Origin of the sequence: Crocosphaera chwakensis CCY0110 (genome assembly GCF_000169335.1) — a bacterium.
Lineage (GTDB): Bacteria > Cyanobacteriota > Cyanobacteriia > Cyanobacteriales > Microcystaceae > Crocosphaera > Crocosphaera chwakensis.
Window position 1 is genome coordinate 1 of record NZ_AAXW01000035.1, and the last position, 22716, is coordinate 22716.

A 22716-nucleotide genomic window follows, 5' to 3' on the forward strand; every position below is an offset into this window, starting at 1 on the left:
TGAAAGCGGTAAGTTGCTGAAGGAATACGCATATTTTTTTTGAGTTCAATAGTTAATAGAGTTAGTTTGAATTAGTTTTATTTAGTCTCATAAAGAGATAAACTGCAAGCAGGAATTTCTAGAGTTGATGATTGAGATAATTTTGTTGGTAGTGTTGAGCCTTTTCCTAGCCATTTTTCTTCTGAGGAATCTAACTGCTTTTCCCAGTTTTTTTGAGAAGGATTAAACTCATAAGAAATTGCATTGAAATCAAAGTTAACCAAACAAATGATTTGATTATCTTTTTGATAACGAGTGATAACAAGAAGATTGCCTTTAGGGTTAACTTCAACCTCTAGATTTCTGTCTTTCCTATAAGCTAAGGCTGGAATTTGACGACGTAACTTAATTAAAGTTTGGTAAAATTGATATAAAGTTTTATGTTTTTCTTCTTTTCGTTTTTGCCAGTTAAGGGTTGATTTTCTAAACGTTTCTACACTAGCTGCATCTGGTGGCTCACCTACTTCGTGAAACGCTTTAAATTCTTGCTTTCTTCCTTCCCTTACTGCTTTAACTAAATCTGGATCTCCATGATCAATAAAGTATAAGAAGGGAGCATCTTCGCCATATTCTTCACCCATAAATAACAAGGGAATATAAGGGGAAAGCAAAGTTAATCCTGCTGCTATTTTTAACTGTTCAAAGGATACTAATTGAGAAAGCCTTTCTCCTAACATTCGGTTTCCAACCTGATCGTGATTTTGATTACATACAACAAATTGATAAGGAGGACAATGACTGGCGGAGTTACCGTGATATCGCTGTCGAAATTCTGAATAATCCCAACTGTAAGCAAACCCTTCTTTTAATACTTTTGCTAATGATTTTAGCTCAGTAAAATCTTGATAATATCCTTTATTTTCTTGAGTTAATAAGGTGTGTAAGCAATGATGAAAATCATCACTCCACTGAGCATCAATTTCATAACCTCCCTGTTCACTTTGATCAATGATTTTAGCATCATTTAGATCACTTTCTGCAATTAAATAAAATTTTCTATTTTTCTTTTTAGATAGCTGATCAACTACCTCAGCTAATTCTTTTAAAATATGCTTAGCTCCAAAATCATAAATAGCATGAATAGCATCTAATCTTAGTCCATCGATATGATAATAATCTAACCAATAAAGAGCATTTTGAATAACAAAATTACGTACACCATCACTATAAGAATCATCATAATTTATGGCACTTCCCCAAGGTGTTTTATATTTTTCTGTAAAATAGGGAGCAAAGTCTCGAATATAGTTTCCTTCTGGTCCAAAATGATTATAAATGACATCAAGAATGACCCCAATTCCCTGCTGATGACAAGCATTTACTAATTTTTTTAATTCTTCTGGGCCGCCATAAGAATTTTGTACAGCAAACCAATAAGCTCCATCATAACCCCAGTTTCGTTCCCCTGGAAATTGTCCCACTGGCATTAATTCAATTATATTAACGCCCAAATCTTTTAAATCAGGTAAACGATCGATAATAGCTTCAAAAGTCCCTTCTGGTGTAAAAGTTCCTACGTGTAATTCATATATAATTAAATCTTCTAAATTAATATTTTCCCACCCTTGATCTTGCCAATTGAACTCATTATGAGCAACGACTTGAGACGCTTCATGGACACCATTGGGTTGAAAATGAGAAGCAGGATCAGGACGTAAAACTTCACCATCAAGTTCATATAAATAATGAGTTTCTGAGGTTACATTATCAACAGTCGCTTGCCAATATCCTCGCTCTTGTTTTTCTAGCTTAATTAGTCTTTTTTCAGGGAAAACTATTTGTAAGTTAACCTGTTTTCTTAAAGGAGACCAAACAGTAAATTGACCAACATTATTATCTAAATATGTAGCTCCAATGGTTCGATACATTGCTTTTTCTGATCTATATTTTCTTAATAGGAATATTTGACTTTATTTCTTATAAGTAGAAACAAGTGATTTCTCTTATAAAAATCATAATAAAATTTAGTAAAGCAATAATTTTTAATTTCTTTACAAAACCTTACATAATGAACTATTTTTATACTTTATTAGTGGTTTGTCAAGTTTACGTTGTGTTGTAAAAATAGAGAGAGCTTATGTAGTGTAATGTATGAAGTCTAAAACTAGCTTTAATTGACAAAAAAGAGACTATTATACTTAGATATTAAAATCTTTAGTAATAGCGGAAAGAGTATCGATATTGACGTAAATATTATAGGTACTAAGGAATAGGCAATAGGGAATAGGCAATAGGGAATAGTAAGCAATCAAAAGTGTATTTTTCAGAGTTGGAAACGTTCTAAAATATAGTTAAAAAAATAAAAGACAGATAAGAAGATATAATTTTGTGAGTCACTACCCATTTGAGTAAAATAACCGTGAACAGTCAAAAGGGTAAAGCGTCAATGTTTGCAATGTTGAATAATAGACTTAAAGTAATCATTTTAAATTTTCCTTAAGAAAGGTGAATTTTAACTTTTTGGTGTAACCTATTCAGGTTAATAGAGTTATCATAAGAAAAGATGTAAAAGTTGATAATTTTATCAATGATCTAGGTAAAGACCTAAAATTTAGTATGTCAATTTTGTTATGTCTTCTAGCTATATTCCTATGGTAAGTCCAGCCTTACTTTGGTTAATCGCCGGTGCTATTTTGTGTTTTTCTGAAGCAGTTTTTCCCGTTGCTTTTGTCGCTTTTATGATGGGAATTAGTGCTATTATCGTAGCAGCGATCGCTTTAGTGATTCCTTCGTTTCCTGTACAAGTCGTCTTATGGTTAAGTTTATCAACCATTTCAATTGTAGGATCAAGACGTTTTATTCCCAAGAAAAAATCATTAAACTCAATAGTAGGTGATGCACAAGAAGGGGAAACATTAACAGAAATTCCTCCAGGTAAAATAGGAAGAGTTTTATACGAAGGTAATTCTTGGCAAGCCATTTGTGCCGATCATACTATATCAATCTCATCTAATCAAAAAGTCTATATTATTAATAGAAAAGGCAATACTTTAGTGGTTTTACCAGAATTTTTGCCCAGTTCTTTAGATTAGTTGACTTTGGTTTGTTAAACTTAAAATAATTATTATCAAGGAGCGATTAAAATGGGTCAATTTTTCTTTTTTGTGATTCTAATTTTGGGCGGTTCGACGGTTTTCGGAAGTGTAAAAATTGTGAATGAGAAAAATGAGTATTTAATAGAGAGATTAGGGAGTTATAATAAGAAACTTAGTCCGGGATTAAACTTCGTTGTTCCTTTCGTAGATCGAGTGGTTTATAAAGAAACGATACGAGAAAAAGTTATCGATATTCCGCCCCAATCTTGTATTACCAAAGACAATGTTTCTATTACCGTTGATGCCGTGGTTTACTGGCGAATCATGGATATGGAGAAAGCTTATTATAAAGTTGAAAACCTGCAATCGGCTATGGTTAACCTAGTGTTAACACAAATTCGCTCAGAAATTGGTAAACTCGAACTTGATCAAACTTTCACCGCCAGAACCGAAATTAACGAGATATTATTAAGGGAATTAGACATATCTACTGATCCTTGGGGCGTGAAAGTAACCAGGGTAGAATTAAGGGATATTATGCCCTCAAAAGCAGTGCAAGATTCTATGGAATTACAGATGGCAGCAGAACGAAGAAAACGGGCTGCTATTTTAACCTCTGAAGGGGAAAGAGACTCCGCTATTAACTCAGCCCAAGGTAATGCAGAATCAAGAATTTTAGAAGCAGAAGCACAGAAAAAAGCGGAAATCTTAAAAGCAGAAGCCGAACGTCAACAGCAAATATTAAAAGCAGAAGCGATCGCCAAAGCCATTGATATTTTAACTGAAAAAATCAAAACTGATCCCAACGCCCGCGAAGCCTTACAATTCCTGTTAGCACAAAACTATCTTGATATGGGGGTCAAAATTGGTAGCAGTGACAGCAGTAAAGTCATGTTTATGGACCCAAGAAACATCATGTCAACCTTAGAAGGAGTGCGATCGGTGGTAGGATTTCAATCTGATGAATACCAACAATTAACTCAAGACTTAGATAATATTGATCGTCATTTATCTGAGTAATTTATCAATGAATAATGAATAATTAACAATTAATAATTGTGTGATTGTATTTTCAAGAATCAGTAAAGGGAATTAAAAATATAGAATTAATTTCTACATTTTTAACAACTGATGACTGGTAACTGCTTTAAGAAAAACTAATGATTAGTTATTCACGACTCATTATTAATCAATACAATTATCCCATTAAATATGAAATCTAATTCAGTTCATCCTATTATCGGTCTGATTGGTTGTGGCAACATTGGAGGAAAACAGGCAAGAAACTTTCTTGCTCATGGTTATCAAATGTATGTTTACGATATCAACCCCGATAGGATGATTGAGTTAGAGGGACTAGGAGCGAATATAACTCACAGTTGCACTGAGGTGGGTCAACGTTGTGATATTGTTTTTACCGCCTTACCAACGCCTGCGGATGTCATGGAAGTTGTACTGGATGGTAAAAAAAACCTCAGCCAAGGGTTGCAACCTCACACCATTTATATTGACATGACCACCAATGACCCAGACGTGGTAATAAGAGTATATCAAGTCTTAAAAAAGCAAGGAATCAAGATGTTAGATGCTCCTTTTAATGATAGTCCTGTAGGGAGTCAAACATCGGAAGGAGTCGGACTAGCTTTATTGTGTAGCGGTTCAGAAGAAACATTTAAACAAGTTGAACCCGTATTACAATTAATGGCCGATGATCTCATTTATTGTGGACATATTGGCCAAGCTACCCAATGCAAACTTATTCATAATGCTGTTAATGCTGTTGCTGTACAAGCGGTTAGCGAGGGTATTACTTTAGCTTTAGCTCAGGGTATTGACCTATCAACCATTTGGGAGGTTTTACGGATGGGTGCATTTGGTCAAAATGCTGGAGATATTCACGGACTCCCTTATTATTGGTTTTCACGACGGTGCGATGATATAAGCCAACACCCTGCTTTTACAGTTAAACTACTGCATAAAGATTTGAAACTGACGTTAGCGATGGCCGCACACAAGAATATTCCTGTCCCTCAAATGAGTTTAATGATGAAAGACTATGAAGAAGCTATGCGCCGAGGTTGGTCTAACTATGCAGCGACTAAAGTGCGTTGTCTTCAAGAAGAAAGAGCTTCAGTTGTAGCTGATACAAATATCCCCTAGACATTTCTAGGGGAATAAGTATTCTAAATAATTTATTCGCCTAAGAACTCTTTTAAGCGATCGCTTTGCCAATAACTATTAAAAATCTCGTTATTTTTAGCCAGTTCTAGTATCGTATTAGGGGCGATATCAAGGGCTTCTAATAAGCAGTTAATGGCTTCATCTTGGTTATTTAAAGCTGCATGACAATGACCTTGATAATACCAAGCATATTGATCATTAGGTTCGGCTTCTAAGGCTTTTTGATAACAATTAATGCCTTCATCAAAACGGTTCAATTGTTGTAAAATTTGTCCTTGTTGATACCATCCCCAATAATCATGAGGTTTGACTAATAAAGCTTTTTCGTAGTTTCCTAAAGCTTCTTCTAAGTTGCCTTGATGGCGTAAACAGTCTCCTCTACGATACCATGACCAATAATCATTGGGTCTAATGGTTAACGCTTGATCATAAGCTGCGATCGCCTCAGAATAGTTTTCCCATAAACGATAAGCTTCTGCGATACGATATTGCGCCCAATAATCCTCTGGATAGATTAATAAAGCATTTTTAAAGCAGTTAATAGCGTTTTCGTACTCTTTTAACTCTTCAAGATGGATACAGCCTTTATCATACCAAGACCAATAATTGTTTGGTTCGATTTTAGCTGCATTTTCGTAGCTGACGACAGCTTCTTCGTAGCGGCCTAACTCTTCTAATGTCATACCCTTTTTATACCAAGCCCAATAGTCATTTGGATAATATTCTAAAGCTTTTTCGTAACACATTAACGCTTCTGGATAAAGTTGATCCATACGCAGTCTATTTCCCTGTTGATACCAATTTTGATAACTATCGGGACGACATTCTAAAGGGCGGTAAACGGTCGTTTTAGTCTGTTCCATCGCTATGAAAGAAGATAGTATTTATACTGTATAACAATTTATTAAGTCTCTAATGTAAAATTTGCATTTAAGGATTCAAAAATAACACAATAGTTGATCAGTGAGCAGTTAGTTAGTCATCAGTTCATTTTGTAGAACAAATTAGATAGAATTTATTATGTTACCTTCCGATTTATTAATGTATCGTTATAGTGGAGACACTATTATCCCCAAACGTTTACCTCTAAATGATAGCACAATTAATTTAGCTGCTGAACAAATTGATTGTTTTTTAAACTGTGTTGATCAGACGCAAAAACAGTTAAATGAAAAATTATCAGAATTAGAAGGCGATAACCCAAATTATCGGGTAAAACGAGGATTAGCTCATTTATTAAAAAATCATTTTTCTACTTTTGAAATTGTTAGTCCCCTCGAACCGAAAGAATTAAGACAAAAAGTATTTAGTTGTTCTGCCGAATCTTTTCCTATTCCTCAAAATAGACCAAAATTATTAGATAAAGTAGCCAGTTTACTAACAGAAGAATTACAACGAGAAGTGTTACCCAGTGAAATTGAACTGGGTTTATATGCTGATTTACAAGAAAATAGAATATTAACCAGTTTTGAACCACCCGAACCAGAAACGTTAATCCATCGTTATAATTTATCGCAAATTCAAGGGGTTTTTTACCGTTCCAATTATATTGTCATTAACGCTCATCGCAATGATCCAGGAGAATATAAACTATTATTTCGTTATTTAAAATTGTTTCAATTAATGGCATATATTGAAGGCGATGCAGACACCGGTTTTACCATTACTATTGATGGTCCAACCAGTTTATTTAAAGCCAGTACCCGTTACGGTTTATCTTTAGCCAAGATGATTCCTGCGTTACTTCATGTGAGTAAATGGAGTCTGAAAAGCAAGTTACAAACCAAAGATTCTTATACAGGAGGCACTAAAAACAGTTATTTTAATTTAGATGATCATTGTGGTCTAGTTACTCATTATTCTAGGGGCAAAACCTATGACAGTATGCTAGAAGAATCCTTTGTTAAACGCTGGAATAAATTAAAAACTGAGTGGCAATTAGAAAGAGAAGTTGACTTAATTCCGATTCCTGGAAGTGTCATGATTCCTGACTTTAGATTAGTGCATCCTGACGGGAGGGATTATTTATTAGAAATTGTGGGTTATTGGCGACCTGAGTATTTAAGAAAGAAGTTTTATCAAGTAAAAAATGCTGATAATGATAATATTATTTTAGCCATTTCTGAGCGCTTAAATTTAGATAAAGCAGGGGTCAATTTCAATGAAACGCCAGCAAAAGTTATCTGGTTTAAAGATAAGTTAAATCCTAAAACTGTGTTATCTTTATTGGAGGATACTTGATACTATTCCCTGAAAAGATAATCTATGACAATAGTAATTTAGTAACATACAACTAACTACTATTTAACGTGAACTTGTACGTTCGATAGTTTCATCATCTATTGTTTCTTCTAAATATTTAATCACCTTTTCAAACGCTTTTTCAGTTTCAGAATTATATTTTGTGTGTGAAGTATAAGATTGCTTAGTAACTTGGTTACTTCTTATATTGTCTAATTCTTCTTTCAAAATTACTACAATCTGTTGGGGCGTAAAGGAAGCTGGAAAAAGATCAGATTGATTTACTAGGTATGGGTTTTTTATAATAGTTTCCCTATCTGGTAAAATACGCTGTATCTGGCATAGACTCATGTCGTATAGTCCGATTGCTTTGAGAAGGTTCCTCTGCTTATTCTTCCTAATCATAGCATTGGCAACTAAAGCATCTAGTTGAAATCCTGTAACAGTTTCCTTATCTTTATTCTCCTTCATGATGACATCTTCATCTTGGAAAAAACCAACCAGTGGTTTAGTTAGTGTTACAGTTTCCTTATCTTTATTTGCCTCCGTAGCAACATCTGGGATAGCAGTCTTTTTCTGTTGCTGTATGTAGTCTCGCATATTTCTAACAGTTTCCCTATCCTTGTCACTGGCTTTTTTTATTTTTGATCCTAAATCCCAAATAGTTACACCAAGGGTTGCCGAGAGGAGTATAATAGACAGAGTCAAGGGTTCCATAATTGATACCTCTTAGGGGCTATATGATATTATAGCTTGAGCTACAAGAAGAATTAAAAAAATTATAACGAAAGGTAAAAAAGTAAAGGATATTTGTCTTTCATAAACATTATCAAATTGATCTTCTAATCTCTTTATCTCATTACTGTCATTATCCATTTCAGCTTTCTTTAGTTCCACGAAGCCATCATTCAGTTCTGAAACTGCTTGTTTAGCATTGCCAAAATAAAACATTGCAAAAATAACAAGCCATATTATCTGTAATATTCCTAAACTGAGTATTATTGCCAATATATTACCAATAGACTGAAAATCTTGAGAACTTTCCAGACTTGACCATTTATCAACTACAAAATTAACTTCATCACCTATAGTATCAAAAACTAGGATAATTCCAATAAAAATTAACTCGCTATCTACCACTAAAGACTTCCAACGGTATTTTCTCCAGAAGTAAGTTCTTGGGTCTTCAGGTTGACCATTCAGGTTAATTTTATTTAAGAGAGATTGAATATTAAAAAATTTATAAATAATTGGGAATGCTGAGGATATTAAAACTGAAAAAAATAGCCAAAAGAAAACAGTTTTTTCATAATTAAAAGACCCTATAGTAGCACTCAAAAATATCAAAATAATCATGAATTCATATTGTTTTAAAAAACCAGCACCTGAAATAAGAAATGAGGTAAGACTAATAAACAAAGCTAAATTATCAGAGCTATATATCGAATATATTATAATACACAAGGAAAAAGCAATAATCAATCCATAAACTTTTGACATGATTACAAATACGAATTATTTGGGATTAGTTATGAAACACCCGAAAATAATATATCACAATATAATCTAATTAAAACTTATTCTTTTAGAATATAAAACTAAAGAACTTAGTTTATTTTAAAGGAACAAAATCAAAACCTGTACGACTTTTTGATCCAGGAACAATCGTAATTAAAATAGAACCCCCATTACGATCGCCGGAGGGTAAAAATTTCACTGCTTCTGCAGCCCCTTGAACGGAAAAATTACCATTAGATAAAGCAGTTTGAATACTTAAGCGATCGCTATTTCCCTCTTCCAACGCCTCAACAATAGCCATAGTTGCATCATAAGCAGCCGCCGTGCGCCAGTTGACATCCCCTCCCCATATTTGTCTGGCTTGAGTAACAAAACCATTGTCTCCTACCACTTCCGGATGCCAAGGAACCGCTAACACCATTCCCTCTACACTCTTTTGTCCGTCTTTGAGAGTTTCAAAGGTATAAAGGGCAGAACTTCCTAATAATAATAAACGATTTTGATTAGCTTGAGCAACATCAATGGCAGCCTGAATATTATTCACGGTTGGAATTAATAATAAACTATCTGCTCCTTGATCAATAGCCTGGGAAACTTTATCTAAAGGATTTAAACTTTTATCCGCTAAGTCGCAACTAATTTCTATTACTTTGCCACCATCAGCAAAAATAGCTGAAGTAAATTCTTCTTTTAAGGAAATACTATATTCTGCACTGGAATCAAAACAGATAGCAACATTGGATTTATTTGCTGTGTTAATGAGGTAACGAGACAGTTGATCCCCTTGAAAACGAATACTCGGAACGGTGCGAAAAATATAGTCCCCTAATGTCGATATTTTCTTCGCATCACTGGTGGGTGAAATCATCACTAACCCACTATTTTGATACACAGGACCGGCAGCTAATGTGGCATCACTGGAATTATGGCCAACCACCGCTAAAATACTATTATCTTGTACTAATTGTTGGGCAACGTTTGCAGCGATTTCGGGATTATTATTATCATTAACAATGGCAACTTGTAGCAATTGTCCATTAATTCCACCCCCTTCATTTACCTTTTCTTGTACTTGAGCAACCCCTCTTAACATTTCTTTGGCAATGTTTAAATTACCGCCAATGGGAACCACCACAGCAATTTTTAAAGGGTTCCCCATCGCTGCTTTAGCATTGTTTAAATAGATGAGAGTTTCGGGATCATTACCTTGGAGTTGTAAGGAGGTTTTAAACTGTGCGATCGCTTCTGAATAATTCCCCTTTTCAAAGGCAGCAATTCCTGCTTTTTTTTGTGGGGTACTGTCAGCAGAAATTAATAATTCACCTCCTGTACTGATACTGGATTGATTATTATTTGTTTGCTCTTGATTGCTACCATTATTAATGTTTATATTGCTATCTTTTTTTTGTGTAAAATACCAATAACCTCCGCCTAAAATAGCAGCCGTAATAATTAACGATAAAATCAGAATTGGGGTTTCGTTTTTTTGGTTCATAGAATAATAAAAGTTATTAGTCGCTACTCAAACTAAATTATAGCAGTTGAAATCTAAATTTGCTTTATTAACTCATATTTCTTATTTTTTAGTATAATATAAAATATGAATTGTTGCTTTAATTGACTAGATTAATCCTTGGAAAATAACCTTAATTCAACATCAAATGCTTCCCTTGCAACCTTCTCAATAAAATTAGATCAACTCCGAGATAGTTTACGTCCTGGACAACAACAATTAGCGACTTGGGAGGGTGGAAAAATGGCTATTTCTGCTGTACCAGGTGCGGGTAAATCCCATAGTCTTGCAGTGGCTGCTGCGATGATAATCGCTCGTTATCAACTCCATCCCAGAAAGCAGTTAATTATTGTTACTTATACCCGCTCTGCTGCTGCTGGAATTAAAGCCAAAATTAAAGAACGTCTTAAGGAGTTAAAGATACCTCAAACGGGATTTATGGTGCAAACTTTACACGGTTTAGCCTTGAATATTGCTACTCGTCATCCTGAGTTATCTCAACTCAATTTAGAGACATCAACGGTGATTATTCCTACCCCTAGCCATCGGGTCATTCGTCGTGCTGTCGAAAATTGGATTAGTCGGAATCCTCAACGTTATCAACTATTATTAGAAGGGATTGAGTTTGATGGAGAAGAAACGGAAAGATTACGTCGTCAATCTGTGTTAAGAACAGAAGTTTTACCTAAACTTGCTCATACTATTATACGAGAGGCAAAAAGTTCAGGATTAAACGCAGAAAAAGTCTGGGAATTAAGTCATTATGCTCAGGAAAGTTATGATATTTTAGCCGTTGGTGCCGGATTATATGAACAGTATCAAACCGTCATGCGATCGCTAGATTTTATTGATTATGATGACATGATTTTAGGAGCCTTAAATGTCTTAGAAAATGCAAAAATTAGACAAGTTTGGCAACAACAAATCTTTGCCGTATTTGAAGACGAAGCACAAGATTCAAGTCCCTTACAAGAGCAACTCATTTCTGCTTTAGCAACAAATGAAACCGACTGTAATTTAATTCGTGTGGGTGATCCCAATCAAGCCATTAATTCTACTTTTACCCCGGCTGATCCTGTTTATTTTAATTGGTTTTGTGAGACGTGTAAAGAAAATAATAAACTGGCAGAAATGACCCAAGCAGGGCGCAGTAGTAAGATAATTATAGAAGCAGCTAACTTTGTTTTGCAATGGGTTAATCATCAATGGAAATATGAAGCCCAAAAACAACAAGAAAAACAATTAACATCGGGTAGTGAAGAAGATAAAAAAGAAGTCATTCCCTTTCGCTTACAAACCATTGAAACCGTAAGTAAAAATGACCCTCAACCTGATGCTAATCCTGAACCTATTGGGGAAGGATTAGAACTCTATCGTCCTGACGATATTTATCATACAGTTGATTTAATTCGTCAAAGAATTATTGAATTATTAACCAAAAATCCTCACCATAATGCAGCTATTTTAGTCAGAGAAAATCGTCAAGGTCGTTTCTTAGCAGAAAACCTCAAAGACTTACCTAAAAAACATAAAATTAGGGTCTATGAAGTCGGAGAATCAGAAAGATTTTCCCAAATTCCTTATGAAATTTTAACCCTCTTACAATTCATCGATAGACCCCATTCTCCTGACTATTTAAAAAACGCCTTAGAAATATTAGAAAAGCGTAATTTAATTCCTTCACAAGACCTCAATGCTTTAGCTACCTATCCTGAAAACTTTCTTTATCCTAGTCCTCTCATTACTGAGCAAAAAAAACCAGTCTTAGAAGCGCGTCGTTATTGTTGTAATCTCCTACAAGCAAAGTTAGAATTACCTGATTATCAACTCATTCCCTTCTTAGGAATGACCTTAAAATACACTGGTTCAGAATTAGCAACCGTACAGAAACTATCAGAAAGAATTAGTCAAGAATTAATCGGTAAATTTTCCTTAAAAAGTGTTTTAAATGTTCTTAGAGAAATCATCAATTCAGAACAGTTTGAACCCGTAGAAGAAGACAGCGAAGAACGTTACACTAGAGCCAACCAAGTGACCATTATTACTATGCACAAATCAAAAGGATTAGACTGGGATTATGTATTTCTTCCTTTCCTGCATGAAGACGTTTTACCTGGTAGTCCTTGGGTTCCCACTTCGGCACAATTTTTAGGTAACTTTACCTTAGCAGAAGTGTCTCGCGCGCAGATTCGTGCTGCCGTTCACCATAACTATATTAACCCAAATGATTCCTTAATTATTCCTAACCCAGAAGATGCGTGGGAAGAAGCACAACAGCTAAAAAAAGCAGAAGAATATCGATTATTATATGTTGCCATGACTCGACCAAAACGTCTTTTATGGATGTCTGCAGCCAAACAAGGTCCCTTTCGTTGGAGTATTTTTAAAGCAGACGGAAACAGCAATTTACAAGCAAAAACCCCTTGTCCCATTTTGCCTATTTTGATGAATGAATTTCCTAATTCTGTAATGGAATATTTGTTTTAATATTTTTTCTTTATTTATATAAATCTTTAGTAAGCTTGATCGTCAAGACAATTAATATTCTAATTCTTAAAATGCACGGTAAAATATAATTACCATTGTAGAATTGAAACTCTTATAAACAATGAAAAAAATAATTTTGTTTCTACGTTGGTTATTGGCTTGTATAATGTATGGATTTTATGTGCTTTTATCAATTAGAAAAAACTTATCCAAGCCAAACATGACTTGTAATAGAGGTAATAAAGAGGAATTTCGTGATTGTTTGAACCAAAACATTCCTATCGGATCGAGTTATGAAGAATTAAGATTGTTTTTATCTGAACATGGCTTTGGTTATACTCCTAATCAACCAGACAAAAATAATCGCTTTAATTTTTTTTGGTCTGCTAATGATTTAGGCAACTATAAAATTGCTGTTATAGGTCTTTTTGACAGCGAACTTAAAGTCATTGAGATGGAAGTTATTTAATTAATATTTAATGAAAAAATTACAAAACGATAGAAATTCTCAAAATAATTAATAACTGATAACTGTTATTCTAACGTCATTTGAGATCCCCATAAATCTTGGGCCATAAACGCCCGATCTTTGGGTAAAGGTGCAACCGGATCAGTTAAGGTAAACTCTCCTTTTTCTATCCAACTTTTTAACTCTTCAGCAACTTTTCGAGACAAGGCAATACTCGCTAAAGGTGCAACCCGAACACTTTTCCCTTCTATAGTCATGCGGCCTGTTTTTAATTGAGCATAACTCACTAAACCGAACGTCGGACGAACCCGACGGGGAATAGAAAAATCAACCACCGGCGCAACCACATCCTTATCCCCAACGGCACAATGTTCAATCACTTTGCGATCCAATACCGGAAACGGAATACCCACCCCCAACATTAAAGACGGGCCATAATGATTAAAATAACAGCCTCTCACCCATTGAGGGGACATAGTTTTTGCATCCCCCATTAATGCTAAGGTGGCCGCAGGTCCAATAGGGGTGCGGTTCGATAAGCGTTTCTGGAGGGGGAAATGTTGGGTTCCTTCCCAAGCAACGTAACCGACACCTCCTCCGAGGAAAATGCGACTGCCGATGCCAATTAATTCTAAGTCAGGATCGTTAAATAATGGTGCGATCGCTCCTGGGTTAGAATAGACAGCATTTCCTAACGTGGGTTGTAGAGGACCAAGATAAGTATAAAGAAAGCGATCGCTACTATTAACCCCGACAATAAAGTTTTGATAGAGGTTACGGGGATTATATAAATAAAATTGATTGATAGTTTTTCGGGTGATGTTAGTTTCAAAAGAGGCCCGAGGATAACAGTCGGTGACTTGGCCTATAGCTTTGAGACTGACGGGTTTACCTGCGATCAAGTCTTCTATGACATGACCACCACCTCGTTCTACATTGACATTTCCTGAACGATTATCTCCTTCATTAACTTCAGCGATCGCTTTATAATCTACCATAGCAGTCGCCCCAAGGTAGAGATCCACGGCCCCGAAACCAGCGTAAGCAGGAACCCCATCTAACCAACATTGACGAATTTTGATGGGGGGATCAGTATGACCTAAATTAAAAATAGCTCCGGATGACTCCATTGGTTCAAAGGTTCCAGTACAGATAACATCAACGGTTTTAAACGCTTGGTCAACTCCTATCTCTTGAACCCTTTTTTTTAGTTCTTCTACGGTCCACACTACTGCTTTTTTATCTAGAATTTTTTCGTTAATTTCTGCTAAGGTTCGCATGGTTATTAATAATGTCTAATTTAAGTTGATCGAAAACTTATTGGTAAAAGGCTGCATGGACGATTTTAAAGGCCATCAATTCCTACAACTCTGAATTTCCCCCACACCCTACACCCTATTGAAGGTGCCATCGATCTAAAATATCTTTGACTAATACTTCATGTAACCATACTTGACTAACTAGAGCTAGGGGTAAGGCTAAAAAGAACCCTAGCACACCAAATAAACTAGCAAAAAAGACTTGAGATAGTAAAGTGAATGCAGGTAATAATGATTTTCTATTTTCTATGACTAATGGAGCTAGTAATTTATGTTCTGTAATTCTAATGATAATGTAAAAGATGACATAAAGAATAAAAATTGTGATGGACTTCCATTGACTTTCTAATAAAGCGATAGCCACGGGAGGAATAAAGCTCAAAACAATTCCAATATTAGGGATAAAGGTTAAGATTCCTGTTAACATGGCTTGTGCTAAAGTTAAGGGCATTTTTAAAAGAGATAGACCAATAAAACTTAACAAGGAGATCATCACCATTTGACATAAAATCATGGTTAACCCTCCTTGTAATGAGCGATCGCATTCTTTCAAGACATAATCTATTTTTTTTCGATAAAATGAGGGAAACAAACGAATGAATCCTCGACGGTAAGCATCAGGATTTGCTAATAACATTAAAGTTAAAGCTAATAATAATAATAAGGTTAAAGGAATACCTAATGTTGTATAAAATACGGATAATCCTTGACCAGCTATTCTTTCTAAGATAGGTTGTAATTGTTCTATAAACTTTTGATTACTTGGTAACGCATTAATCAACTCTGGATCAAGACGGGAAATAAAATATCTGATCATTATAATCAACTGATCAATTCCTTGGGGAACTAGCTTAAATAATTCCGATAGTTGTTGAGCAAAGGGAGGAACAATAAGCCAAAAAAATCCAGATATTATTGCGACTAATAAGAGGATAGATAATAAAACTGCATAGCCTCGTTTTATCCTAAACTTTTGAAAAAATTGAACCCCATGATTGAGAAAGTTTGCAATAATAACCGCAGTAAATAATAAAAGTAATAACTGTTTAATATTCCAGAGAATGTAAATACAAACTGCTATAACAATAAAACCAACCCATTGAGAAAACTTCATTCCCCTTTTATCCTCCTTGAGATTTTAGCCTTAACTTTAAGAATTAGAATTGTTATTCCATAATTTTTTACTTAAAAATATAGTTATAATTAAAGGTAGTATCATTACTATAATTAGCGCATTAATATTACTAGAAGAAATAGATAAGTAAGGCGCTAAATATTTAATAACTAGAGAAAGAAGAAAAGAACTGATAATGATTTTAATTAAAAAACTACTTTTTTCATTCATTTTGATATGTGTAACTCCTAATTACTTTTCTTTGAGTTGTACTAAATGGTTTAATTGATTCATTCCAGAGGAAATAATGAGATTAAAAATCAAATAAGTTGCCATCACGATTAATAACATCTCAATAGATTTTCCCGTTTGATTAGAAATGGTATTAGAGACAGCATAAATGTCATTATATCCAATAGCAACCGCTAAACTAGAATTTTTAGCTAAGTTTAAAAATTCGCTGGTTAAAGGAGGAATCATTACCCGTAATGCTTGGGGAAAAATGACTAAACGCATAGCTAAACCTGAGTTTAATCCTAATGCTTTGGCTGCTTCCCATTGTCCTTTAGAAACCGATTGGATACCGGATCTAACAACCTCAGCAATAAAAGCTGCTGTATAAATAGTTAATCCCGTTAATAAAGTAGCAAATTCAGGGGAAAGATTCAAGCCGTTTTGAATCTGTTGTAATTGAGTGTCATAGTTAGGAAACTGCCAATATAAACCGAAGAAAATAATTAAAATCGATAGAATTAAAATACTAATTAAACTAATGTTATAAGCTTTTCCTGTTGTTCCTTGTTGAATGATAACTTTAGTTTGTTTGCGCCAAATCAAAAAAGCCATAATTCCTCCTAAAAATAAAGCTAAAATGGCTAATAAAGTTTGTAAATTACTCAAAGGAAAGGGAAGATAAACACCTTGATTAGACAGAAAAATAGTATTAAAGACAATTAAAGGATCGTTAATTTTAGGAAATTTCAGGAAAACAGCAAAATACCAAAAAAATAGCTGTAATAATAAAGGAGTATTGCGTATTATTTCTACGTAAATTGTTGCAATTTTCTGGACTAACCAGTTATCTGATAATCTTCCCAGTCCAACAATTACCCCCAAAAAAAAGGCTAAAATAATCCCAGTAATCATAACTCGTAATGAGTTTAATAAACCCACTAAAATTGCTCTGTAATAGGGATCTGTTGGCTGATACGGAATCGGACTATCTCCTAGATTGAAACGGGAATTTAAGTCAGGATCAAAAATAAAACCGAAACCAAAGGTTAAGCCTAATTGTCTAAAATTATTAATAAGATTATTACTAAATATAATTAAACCTACGATAATAACACTGATAATTAAAACTTGTATGATAATTTTAATAATTCTTGAATCACGCCAAAACGGTATTTTTTCTTCATTTATATTAGACATGATATGTAATAATTGTGATATAAAATTTTTATATAGCGTTTCTCGGAATGGCAATTTAAGATACAAAAAATATCATAACTGATTTTTGTACTGCTATAGTTTTTATAAAAAATAATAGCAGAAAAATTTACTTTAGCTACGATATAAATAAAACTAACGTTAGCTTTTAGGGGATTTTATAATCTACCCTAAAAGCCTGAATTATCTCATTGATTCATGTTATCTAAACGGTGGAGAATATAATAAACCGCCTTCTGTCCATAGGTTATTCTGGCCACGATCTAATCCTAAAGGTTCGCCAATATTTCGTTCATAAACCTCCCCATAATTACCCACGTGCTTAACCGCACGAGCAGCGAAATCATTAGGTAATCCCATTCCTTCCCCTAATTTATCATCTAATCCTAAAAAGCGTCTGACATTGGGATCTTCGCTGGTTTCAAACGTTTCTATATTTTCGGAATTAATGCCCAATTCTTCGGCTTGAATTAAAGAAAAAGTAATCCATTTAACTGCATCAAACCAAGCAGAATCATTATTTTTAACGGCTGGTCCGAGGGGTTCTTTTGATAAGACTACATTTAAGATAGCATGGTCATTCCGATTTGGTAAAATAGAACGACGAGCCACTAATTGAGAGCGATCGGCAGTTACCCCTTCACAACGCCCTTCTTGATAAGCAGCATATAGCGCATCCACATCTTCAAAGGTAACAGGATTATAGTCTTCTATACCCCGTTTCCGCATTTGATCGGCTAAATTCTGCTCTGTAGTAGTTCCTGCCAAGACACAGATAGATTTACCAGCTAATCCTTCCATATTGGCTACACCACTAGCGGTTGTCACCATAATCCCTTGACCATCATAAAACACCGTTGGCGCAAATTCCATGCCGTTAGTGGTATCTCGACTAATGGTCCAGGTGGTATTACGATTGAGAACATCCACTTCTCCTGATTGTACCGCCGGAAACCGTTCTTGTGCGCTGAGTTTACGATATTCCACCTTCTCAGGATCATCAAACAAAGCAGCAGCGATCGCTCGACAAATATCTACATCTAACCCTGAATATTGACCATTTTCGTCCACAAAACTGAACCCTGGTACTTCCCCATTTACCCCACAGATCAGGGTTCCCCGTTGTTTAATGGTATCGAGACGACTGGTACTTGCAGTGGTGGGATCTGACGTTTCACTACCCCCTCCACAAGCGGTTAATGGCATGGTCAACAATAGTGTTATTAAAATTAAATAAGCTTTCTTCAACATAGATATTTCGTAAAAATTGCAGATGAATAAGGACTTTTGTTTAGTTTAGACTACAAAGTGTTAAATTATCAATTATTAATTATTTACCGATTCATTAAACTACTTATTACTAAAATTGATAAAAAGTCTATAATCCTCTTTCATTTTAAATTTTTATTTTTGAGTTTTTCTTTGCTAAAAAGCATGAAAAATGCTTTTTAGCTTATCCTCCTATGCCTAATCTTCCTGCTAACCCTGGACTTAAAGGAATCAAGGTTGCTAACATTAAAAACAAGGCTAATAAACCCCATCCGGCGCGAGTATCATCGGGTTCAGTTAATTCATTAAGACTTGGTCTTTCTAAATCTCTTTGTAAGAAGACAATAATCACCGCCCAGTATAAAGGAATAGGATTGGCTGGACTAAAAATGGTAACAATACCTAAAATAACCAAAGTAATAATAGTGGTTCTTCTGGCGGTTTTCCTACCATAAATAGCTTGAATAATTCTACCGCCGTCTAATTGTCCTGCTGGCATTAAATTTAAAGCCGTAATCACTAATCCTAACCAACCAACAACCGTCAAAGGATGAACATCAACAATAGAATTTTGTAACTGTTCTCCGATAATAACTTTCGCTAAACTTCCCACTAAAATTGACCCTTGAAAAAATTGAGTGGGTACTTGAAATAGACTACCTTCATGGGATAAACTTAAACCAACAATTAACATAATAAACGAAAGAATTCCCCCACAAGCAGGACCCGCTAAAGCAACATCAAACAAAGCATTACGACTAGGAATTAAAGATTCAAACCGAGTAATTGCACCAAAAGAGCCTATCTGCCAAGTGGGTAAGAAAAAAGGTAAACTCATATTAATATTATACTGTTTTGCCACAATTCTGTGTCCTATTTCATGAGAAAGCAAGACTCCCCAAAGAGCTAAACTAATAGGTATAGTTTCTTGATAACGATTCCAGTTACTAAATAAATCAAAGCCTAATAATATACTTGCTGCTTCTAAAGTTGTCACCACTGTTGCTACAAAAAGCACTAAAGCTAGATTTTTTTGTAATAGGGTGGTAGGTTGAGGGTCATCGGTACTGGGTAGAATAATAACCACTGGTTTGCCTTCAGTTCCTTCTACTAAAAAGAGACGATATTTCTCGCCAAAATTAGCCTTAAGCTTTTCAGACAATTTGTGGTAAGATTCATCAGGATCTCCTCGCAAATTACCTCTAAAAATTGCCCCTTCTTGATAAGAAATCGTTTCTGTAGCAAAGAAGGTATCAATGCCAAAAATCCCTTTAATCACCTGTAAATCTTCATCAGGGATAGGAATGACATCCCCCACATTTTTAGGTTCTGCGCCAGGAGATGAATTATCATTATCTTTTTCAGCTTTTTGGGCTTCTTCCTCTTGAATTCGTTGTGCTGCTTTCTCTCGCAACATAACATCTTGTCCCTCTGCCCTAAGCCGTTTTCCTAAGTAAATATAGAGGATAACAGAAGTGACTAATAAAAAGAGAATACCGACGATATTAAGATAAATGCCTAAAGCGAATAAACCAAAAAAGATTAACCAGGGAGCCATCAAACTCACTGATTGTAACCAGGCTAATGTGCCTAATTTTCCATAGCCTTTTGCTCGATTATAGCCCCAAGCTAATAAGCCTAATGCTACAAAAATAATGACAAAAATAGTTGTAGTTTCTGATGTATTTAACATAGTTTTATTAACAATAAGTGCGACTATAGTAACGGCTTAATTGTATGAAACTGTTACGAATTTCGACTGGTTTCAAGGGCTGTTCGTAAATTTCCTTGATGGTTATCCAGTAATAATTGCCCTCCTTCGGCATCAACTCCCGTCCAGTGCATTAGTAAAGCTAGTTTAACCCGTTTACCACTGCGATCAAGTAACTCAACAGCCTCCTGACGGCTTAACTCTGTCAATTCTTCTAAAATACGCAAAGCACGATCATAAAGCTTGCTATTAGTTACGGAAACATCGATCATGCGGTTGCCATAAACTTTACCTAGTTTGACCATTACTCCCGTCGAGAGGATATTTAACGCCATTTTCGTTACGGTTCCTGCTTTGAGACGAGTCGAACCAGCTAATACTTCAGGACCGGTTAAGAGGCGAATATCAATATCAACGATGATAGGAACTTGTTCAGCCGGAACGCAACTCATAGCAATAGTCGTTGCACCCCTTTGTTTAGCTGCATTTAAAGCCCCGTGAACATAAGGCGTAGTTCCTCCAGCACTAATACCGACAACCACATCCTTTTCTGTAACTTTTCGCCCGGCGATCGCCTCTGCCCCGTCTTGGGGACGATCTTCTAAATTTTCCGAACTCCTCACCAGTGCGGCCGCTCCCCCTGCAATAATGCCCTGTACCATGTCCGGATGGGTGCAGAAGGTAGGGGGACATTCAGCAGCATCTAAGACCCCTAAACGCCCACTTGTGCCGGCTCCGACGTAAAATAAGCGGCCTCCTTTCCCTAATGCTTTGCTTGTGACATCAATCGCCTGAGCTAATTCTATCCTTGCTTGGGCGATCGCTTTTAGAGTTTGGGCATCTTCAGTATTAAACAGATCAACTAATTCAACGGTACTGAGTTGATCTAAATTTTGACTATTAGGGTTGATCTGTTCGGTTAACAGATGACCTCTTTGTTGTATATTTTCCATAAGGGTTATAGTAAGCCTTCTAATTTACGGCGAATTTGCTCTAATTCTTCTGAGGACATTTCCGAGGATGTTGGTTCAGTTTCCGCCGATTTTTGCGGTTCTTCTTCTTCTTCTCCCCAGACAATGTCTTCGACGTTTTGTTCTGGAGGAATTGCTAATTCTCCCTCCCCGATCAATTCCCAATCATAGTCCGCTTGACGGCAAAATTCTTCAATTTCGTCCGAGTCAAAGGATTCGACGGTAGGAGTAGGAAAGTCTTGAGCTTCGAGTAGTAAGGCATAACGGGTAGCATCGTCTTCTGACTCAAACATCAAGATTTTATTGCGATCGCCCATTTGCACGGTATGAATGCCTTCATTTTCGGTGCGGGCGTTAAAGAGTAGGACATAAATTTTACTCATAACTGCGCTTTCTCCTCATTTTGGCGTGACAGCATGGCTGATGAATTCACCGATACATTCAGATCATTGTTACTTAGAATATCTGATTTGCGCTTTTTTCACCAAGATTAAGAGGGGTTCAGAGTTCGCAGGTTGTACGAAAGGGTAGGATAGAGTTAAATTCTAGAAAGTCGTCGATGATGTTTTCTTCAATCAATCCATTCAGGAACACGAACCCTAATATTGCCATCAGGAGTAACATAAATTTCACCCCCTAAAGCTTGAATTTCTCCTAACGCTCGCTCAACCGTTTCTTGGTTTACAGCACTATTTAAAATCTGTGACCATGCCCCAATTTGAGCAGCACGACTGTCAGGATTTTCTTCTAAAAATTGAACAGTTTGTCGTCTCCTTTGGGCGACAGCTTTACTATTATATTTATCATCTTCAGGATAAGTATCAGCCCAGTTAGCAGCCATTGTATTTGAGTTTTTAGCTGCTTCAGCATCCCCTAAAAATAGTAATTCATCAACCCCTTTATAAATCCATAAATAATAAGGAGGATACACAGGAGAGGTTACTTGACTAGGAGTTTGTTCTAAGCTTTTTTCTAACAATTTAACACTGGTTTGAGGTAAACCTGCAAAAATAGAAGTGGATACCGCTAGTTTAAGATTAGCATCTACAAAACGGGGATCGTTATCAACGACTAACTCGAAATAGTCTGGACTTAGGGGATACCCCGTCTGTTTACGAGCGTCTCCATCACCAAAATATTGAATAAACCTCAAATAAAACCAATCAGCAAGCAAGTTACCATATCCTAAACTAGGTAAACCTTTGTAAACATTTAATTGTAATTTTTCTAGTTGTTGTTGTTTTTTATATTCCTCTGTCGTTAATTGTTCTTTGGTAGGATTGATTAGAGATTTTTGTAGGCCAATTACCCCAGTTAAGCTGAGGGCAATAATAGCTACTGTTCCTATCATTTTTCCTAACTGTTTTTGCGGTAATGTGCTATTCATTGATGATTTAATC

General features: G+C 35.5%; 19 protein-coding genes. 6 read left to right on the forward strand and 13 right to left on the reverse strand.

Annotated elements, in window-relative coordinates; genetic code table 11:
- Nucleotides 1-77: 77 nt before the first annotated feature.
- Entirely contained in the window at nt 78-1907 is a 1830-nt protein-coding gene (gene treZ, locus CY0110_RS18340; RefSeq protein ID WP_008277014.1) for a malto-oligosyltrehalose trehalohydrolase, read from the reverse strand.
- A gap of 702 nt (nt 1908-2609) precedes the next feature.
- Between treZ and CY0110_RS18345 the strand changes: the two genes are divergently transcribed.
- The 3 genes from CY0110_RS18345 to CY0110_RS18355 all read left to right on the forward strand — a co-directional run bounded on the left by CY0110_RS18345 (nt 2610) and on the right by CY0110_RS18355 (nt 5234).
- Nucleotides 2610-3071 (forward strand): NfeD family protein, encoded by a 462-nt coding sequence (locus tag CY0110_RS18345; RefSeq protein ID WP_008277015.1) that lies wholly within the window; start codon nt 2610-2612, stop codon nt 3069-3071.
- A gap of 51 nt (nt 3072-3122) precedes the next feature.
- On the forward strand, nt 3123-4094 hold the full coding sequence (locus CY0110_RS18350; protein WP_008277016.1) for an SPFH domain-containing protein: 972 nt from the start codon (nt 3123-3125) through the stop codon (nt 4092-4094).
- 192 nt (nt 4095-4286) lie between these two features.
- Entirely contained in the window at nt 4287-5234 is a 948-nt protein-coding gene (locus tag CY0110_RS18355; RefSeq protein ID WP_008277017.1) for an NAD(P)-dependent oxidoreductase, read from the forward strand.
- A gap of 32 nt (nt 5235-5266) precedes the next feature.
- Here the strand turns inward: CY0110_RS18355 and CY0110_RS18360 are convergent, their stop codons facing one another.
- Nucleotides 5267-6118 (reverse strand): tetratricopeptide repeat protein, encoded by an 852-nt coding sequence (locus tag CY0110_RS18360; protein WP_008277018.1) that lies wholly within the window; start codon nt 6116-6118, stop codon nt 5267-5269.
- 157 nt (nt 6119-6275) lie between these two features.
- Between CY0110_RS18360 and CY0110_RS18365 the strand changes: the two genes are divergently transcribed.
- Nucleotides 6276-7496, forward strand: a complete 1221-nt coding sequence (locus CY0110_RS18365; protein ID WP_008277019.1) for a DUF790 family protein — start codon at nt 6276-6278, stop codon at nt 7494-7496.
- Nucleotides 7497-7559: 63 nt separating this feature from the next.
- Here the strand turns inward: CY0110_RS18365 and CY0110_RS18370 are convergent, their stop codons facing one another.
- The 3 genes from CY0110_RS18370 to CY0110_RS18380 form a co-directional block, all read right to left on the reverse strand.
- Nucleotides 7560-8213 (reverse strand): hypothetical protein, encoded by a 654-nt coding sequence (locus CY0110_RS18370; protein ID WP_008277020.1) that lies wholly within the window; start codon nt 8211-8213, stop codon nt 7560-7562.
- A 12-nt stretch (nt 8214-8225) separates the two neighbouring features.
- A complete protein-coding gene (locus CY0110_RS28025) occupies nt 8226-8996 on the reverse strand; it encodes a hypothetical protein (RefSeq protein ID WP_008277021.1) in 771 nt (256 codons plus the stop codon).
- 112 nt (nt 8997-9108) lie between these two features.
- Nucleotides 9109-10509 (reverse strand): ABC transporter substrate-binding protein, encoded by a 1401-nt coding sequence (locus tag CY0110_RS18380; RefSeq protein ID WP_008277022.1) that lies wholly within the window; start codon nt 10507-10509, stop codon nt 9109-9111.
- 138 nt (nt 10510-10647) lie between these two features.
- Here CY0110_RS18380 and CY0110_RS18385 point away from each other — a divergent pair, with 138 nt between their 5' ends.
- Together CY0110_RS18385 and CY0110_RS18390 are read left to right on the forward strand one after the other, a co-directional pair.
- Complete coding sequence (locus CY0110_RS18385; RefSeq protein WP_008277023.1) at nt 10648-13014, forward strand: ATP-dependent helicase; 2367 nt, start codon at nt 10648-10650, stop codon at nt 13012-13014.
- Between the two features lie 121 nt (nt 13015-13135).
- Nucleotides 13136-13483, forward strand: coding sequence for a hypothetical protein (locus CY0110_RS18390; protein ID WP_035799939.1), 348 nt, complete (start codon nt 13136-13138; stop codon nt 13481-13483).
- 65 nt (nt 13484-13548) lie between these two features.
- On the opposite strand, the gene CY0110_RS18395 is transcribed toward CY0110_RS18390, so the two are convergent.
- The 8 genes from CY0110_RS18395 to CY0110_RS18435 all read right to left on the reverse strand — a co-directional run bounded on the left by CY0110_RS18395 (nt 13549) and on the right by CY0110_RS18435 (nt 22703).
- A complete protein-coding gene (locus tag CY0110_RS18395) occupies nt 13549-14763 on the reverse strand; it encodes a homocysteine biosynthesis protein (protein ID WP_008277025.1) in 1215 nt (404 codons plus the stop codon).
- Between the two features lie 115 nt (nt 14764-14878).
- Complete coding sequence (locus CY0110_RS18400) at nt 14879-15916, reverse strand: AI-2E family transporter (protein ID WP_008277026.1); 1038 nt, start codon at nt 15914-15916, stop codon at nt 14879-14881.
- A 252-nt stretch (nt 15917-16168) separates the two neighbouring features.
- Nucleotides 16169-17347, reverse strand: a complete 1179-nt coding sequence (locus tag CY0110_RS18410) for an amino acid ABC transporter permease (protein WP_008277027.1) — start codon at nt 17345-17347, stop codon at nt 16169-16171.
- A 219-nt stretch (nt 17348-17566) separates the two neighbouring features.
- Nucleotides 17567-18616, reverse strand: a complete 1050-nt coding sequence (locus CY0110_RS18415) for an amino acid ABC transporter substrate-binding protein (RefSeq protein ID WP_035799944.1) — start codon at nt 18614-18616, stop codon at nt 17567-17569.
- 202 nt (nt 18617-18818) lie between these two features.
- Nucleotides 18819-20327 (reverse strand): site-2 protease family protein, encoded by a 1509-nt coding sequence (locus CY0110_RS18420; RefSeq protein WP_008277029.1) that lies wholly within the window; start codon nt 20325-20327, stop codon nt 18819-18821.
- Nucleotides 20328-20380: 53 nt separating this feature from the next.
- Nucleotides 20381-21298 carry an N-acetylmuramic acid 6-phosphate etherase gene (murQ, locus tag CY0110_RS18425; protein WP_008277030.1) on the reverse strand — a complete coding sequence of 306 codons (918 nt, stop codon included), beginning with the start codon at nt 21296-21298 and terminating at the stop codon, nt 20381-20383.
- Between the two features lie 5 nt (nt 21299-21303).
- On the reverse strand, nt 21304-21699 hold the full coding sequence (locus CY0110_RS18430; protein WP_008277031.1) for a DUF3110 domain-containing protein: 396 nt from the start codon (nt 21697-21699) through the stop codon (nt 21304-21306).
- Nucleotides 21700-21887: 188 nt separating this feature from the next.
- The gene (locus CY0110_RS18435) at nt 21888-22703 is read right to left on the reverse strand and encodes a hypothetical protein (RefSeq protein WP_008277032.1); all 816 of its coding nucleotides are present in this window, start codon (nt 22701-22703) and stop codon (nt 21888-21890) included.
- Nucleotides 22704-22716 lie beyond the last annotated feature (13 nt).

Excerpts from the sequence above, each read along its gene's own strand:
- treZ (WP_008277014.1), bottom strand. The coding sequence starts at position 1,907 with ATGTATCGAACCATTGGAGCTACATATTTAGATAATAATGTTGGTCAA.
- CY0110_RS18345 (WP_008277015.1), top strand. The coding sequence starts at position 2,610 with ATGTCTTCTAGCTATATTCCTATGGTAAGTCCAGCCTTACTTTGGTTA.
- CY0110_RS18350 (WP_008277016.1), top strand. The coding sequence starts at position 3,123 with ATGGGTCAATTTTTCTTTTTTGTGATTCTAATTTTGGGCGGTTCGACG.
- CY0110_RS18355 (WP_008277017.1), top strand. The coding sequence starts at position 4,287 with ATGAAATCTAATTCAGTTCATCCTATTATCGGTCTGATTGGTTGTGGC.
- CY0110_RS18360 (WP_008277018.1), bottom strand. The coding sequence starts at position 6,118 with ATGGAACAGACTAAAACGACCGTTTACCGCCCTTTAGAATGTCGTCCC.
- CY0110_RS18365 (WP_008277019.1), top strand. The coding sequence starts at position 6,276 with ATGTTACCTTCCGATTTATTAATGTATCGTTATAGTGGAGACACTATT.
- CY0110_RS18370 (WP_008277020.1), bottom strand. The coding sequence starts at position 8,213 with ATGGAACCCTTGACTCTGTCTATTATACTCCTCTCGGCAACCCTTGGT.
- CY0110_RS28025 (WP_008277021.1), bottom strand. The coding sequence starts at position 8,996 with ATGTCAAAAGTTTATGGATTGATTATTGCTTTTTCCTTGTGTATTATA.
- CY0110_RS18380 (WP_008277022.1), bottom strand. The coding sequence starts at position 10,509 with ATGAACCAAAAAAACGAAACCCCAATTCTGATTTTATCGTTAATTATT.
- CY0110_RS18390 (WP_035799939.1), top strand. The coding sequence starts at position 13,136 with ATGAAAAAAATAATTTTGTTTCTACGTTGGTTATTGGCTTGTATAATG.
- CY0110_RS18395 (WP_008277025.1), bottom strand. The coding sequence starts at position 14,763 with ATGCGAACCTTAGCAGAAATTAACGAAAAAATTCTAGATAAAAAAGCA.
- CY0110_RS18400 (WP_008277026.1), bottom strand. The coding sequence starts at position 15,916 with ATGAAGTTTTCTCAATGGGTTGGTTTTATTGTTATAGCAGTTTGTATT.
- CY0110_RS18410 (WP_008277027.1), bottom strand. The coding sequence starts at position 17,347 with ATGTCTAATATAAATGAAGAAAAAATACCGTTTTGGCGTGATTCAAGA.
- CY0110_RS18415 (WP_035799944.1), bottom strand. The coding sequence starts at position 18,616 with ATGTTGAAGAAAGCTTATTTAATTTTAATAACACTATTGTTGACCATG.
- CY0110_RS18420 (WP_008277029.1), bottom strand. The coding sequence starts at position 20,327 with ATGTTAAATACATCAGAAACTACAACTATTTTTGTCATTATTTTTGTA.
- murQ (WP_008277030.1), bottom strand. The coding sequence starts at position 21,298 with ATGGAAAATATACAACAAAGAGGTCATCTGTTAACCGAACAGATCAAC.
- CY0110_RS18430 (WP_008277031.1), bottom strand. The coding sequence starts at position 21,699 with ATGAGTAAAATTTATGTCCTACTCTTTAACGCCCGCACCGAAAATGAA.
- CY0110_RS18435 (WP_008277032.1), bottom strand. The coding sequence starts at position 22,703 with ATGAATAGCACATTACCGCAAAAACAGTTAGGAAAAATGATAGGAACA.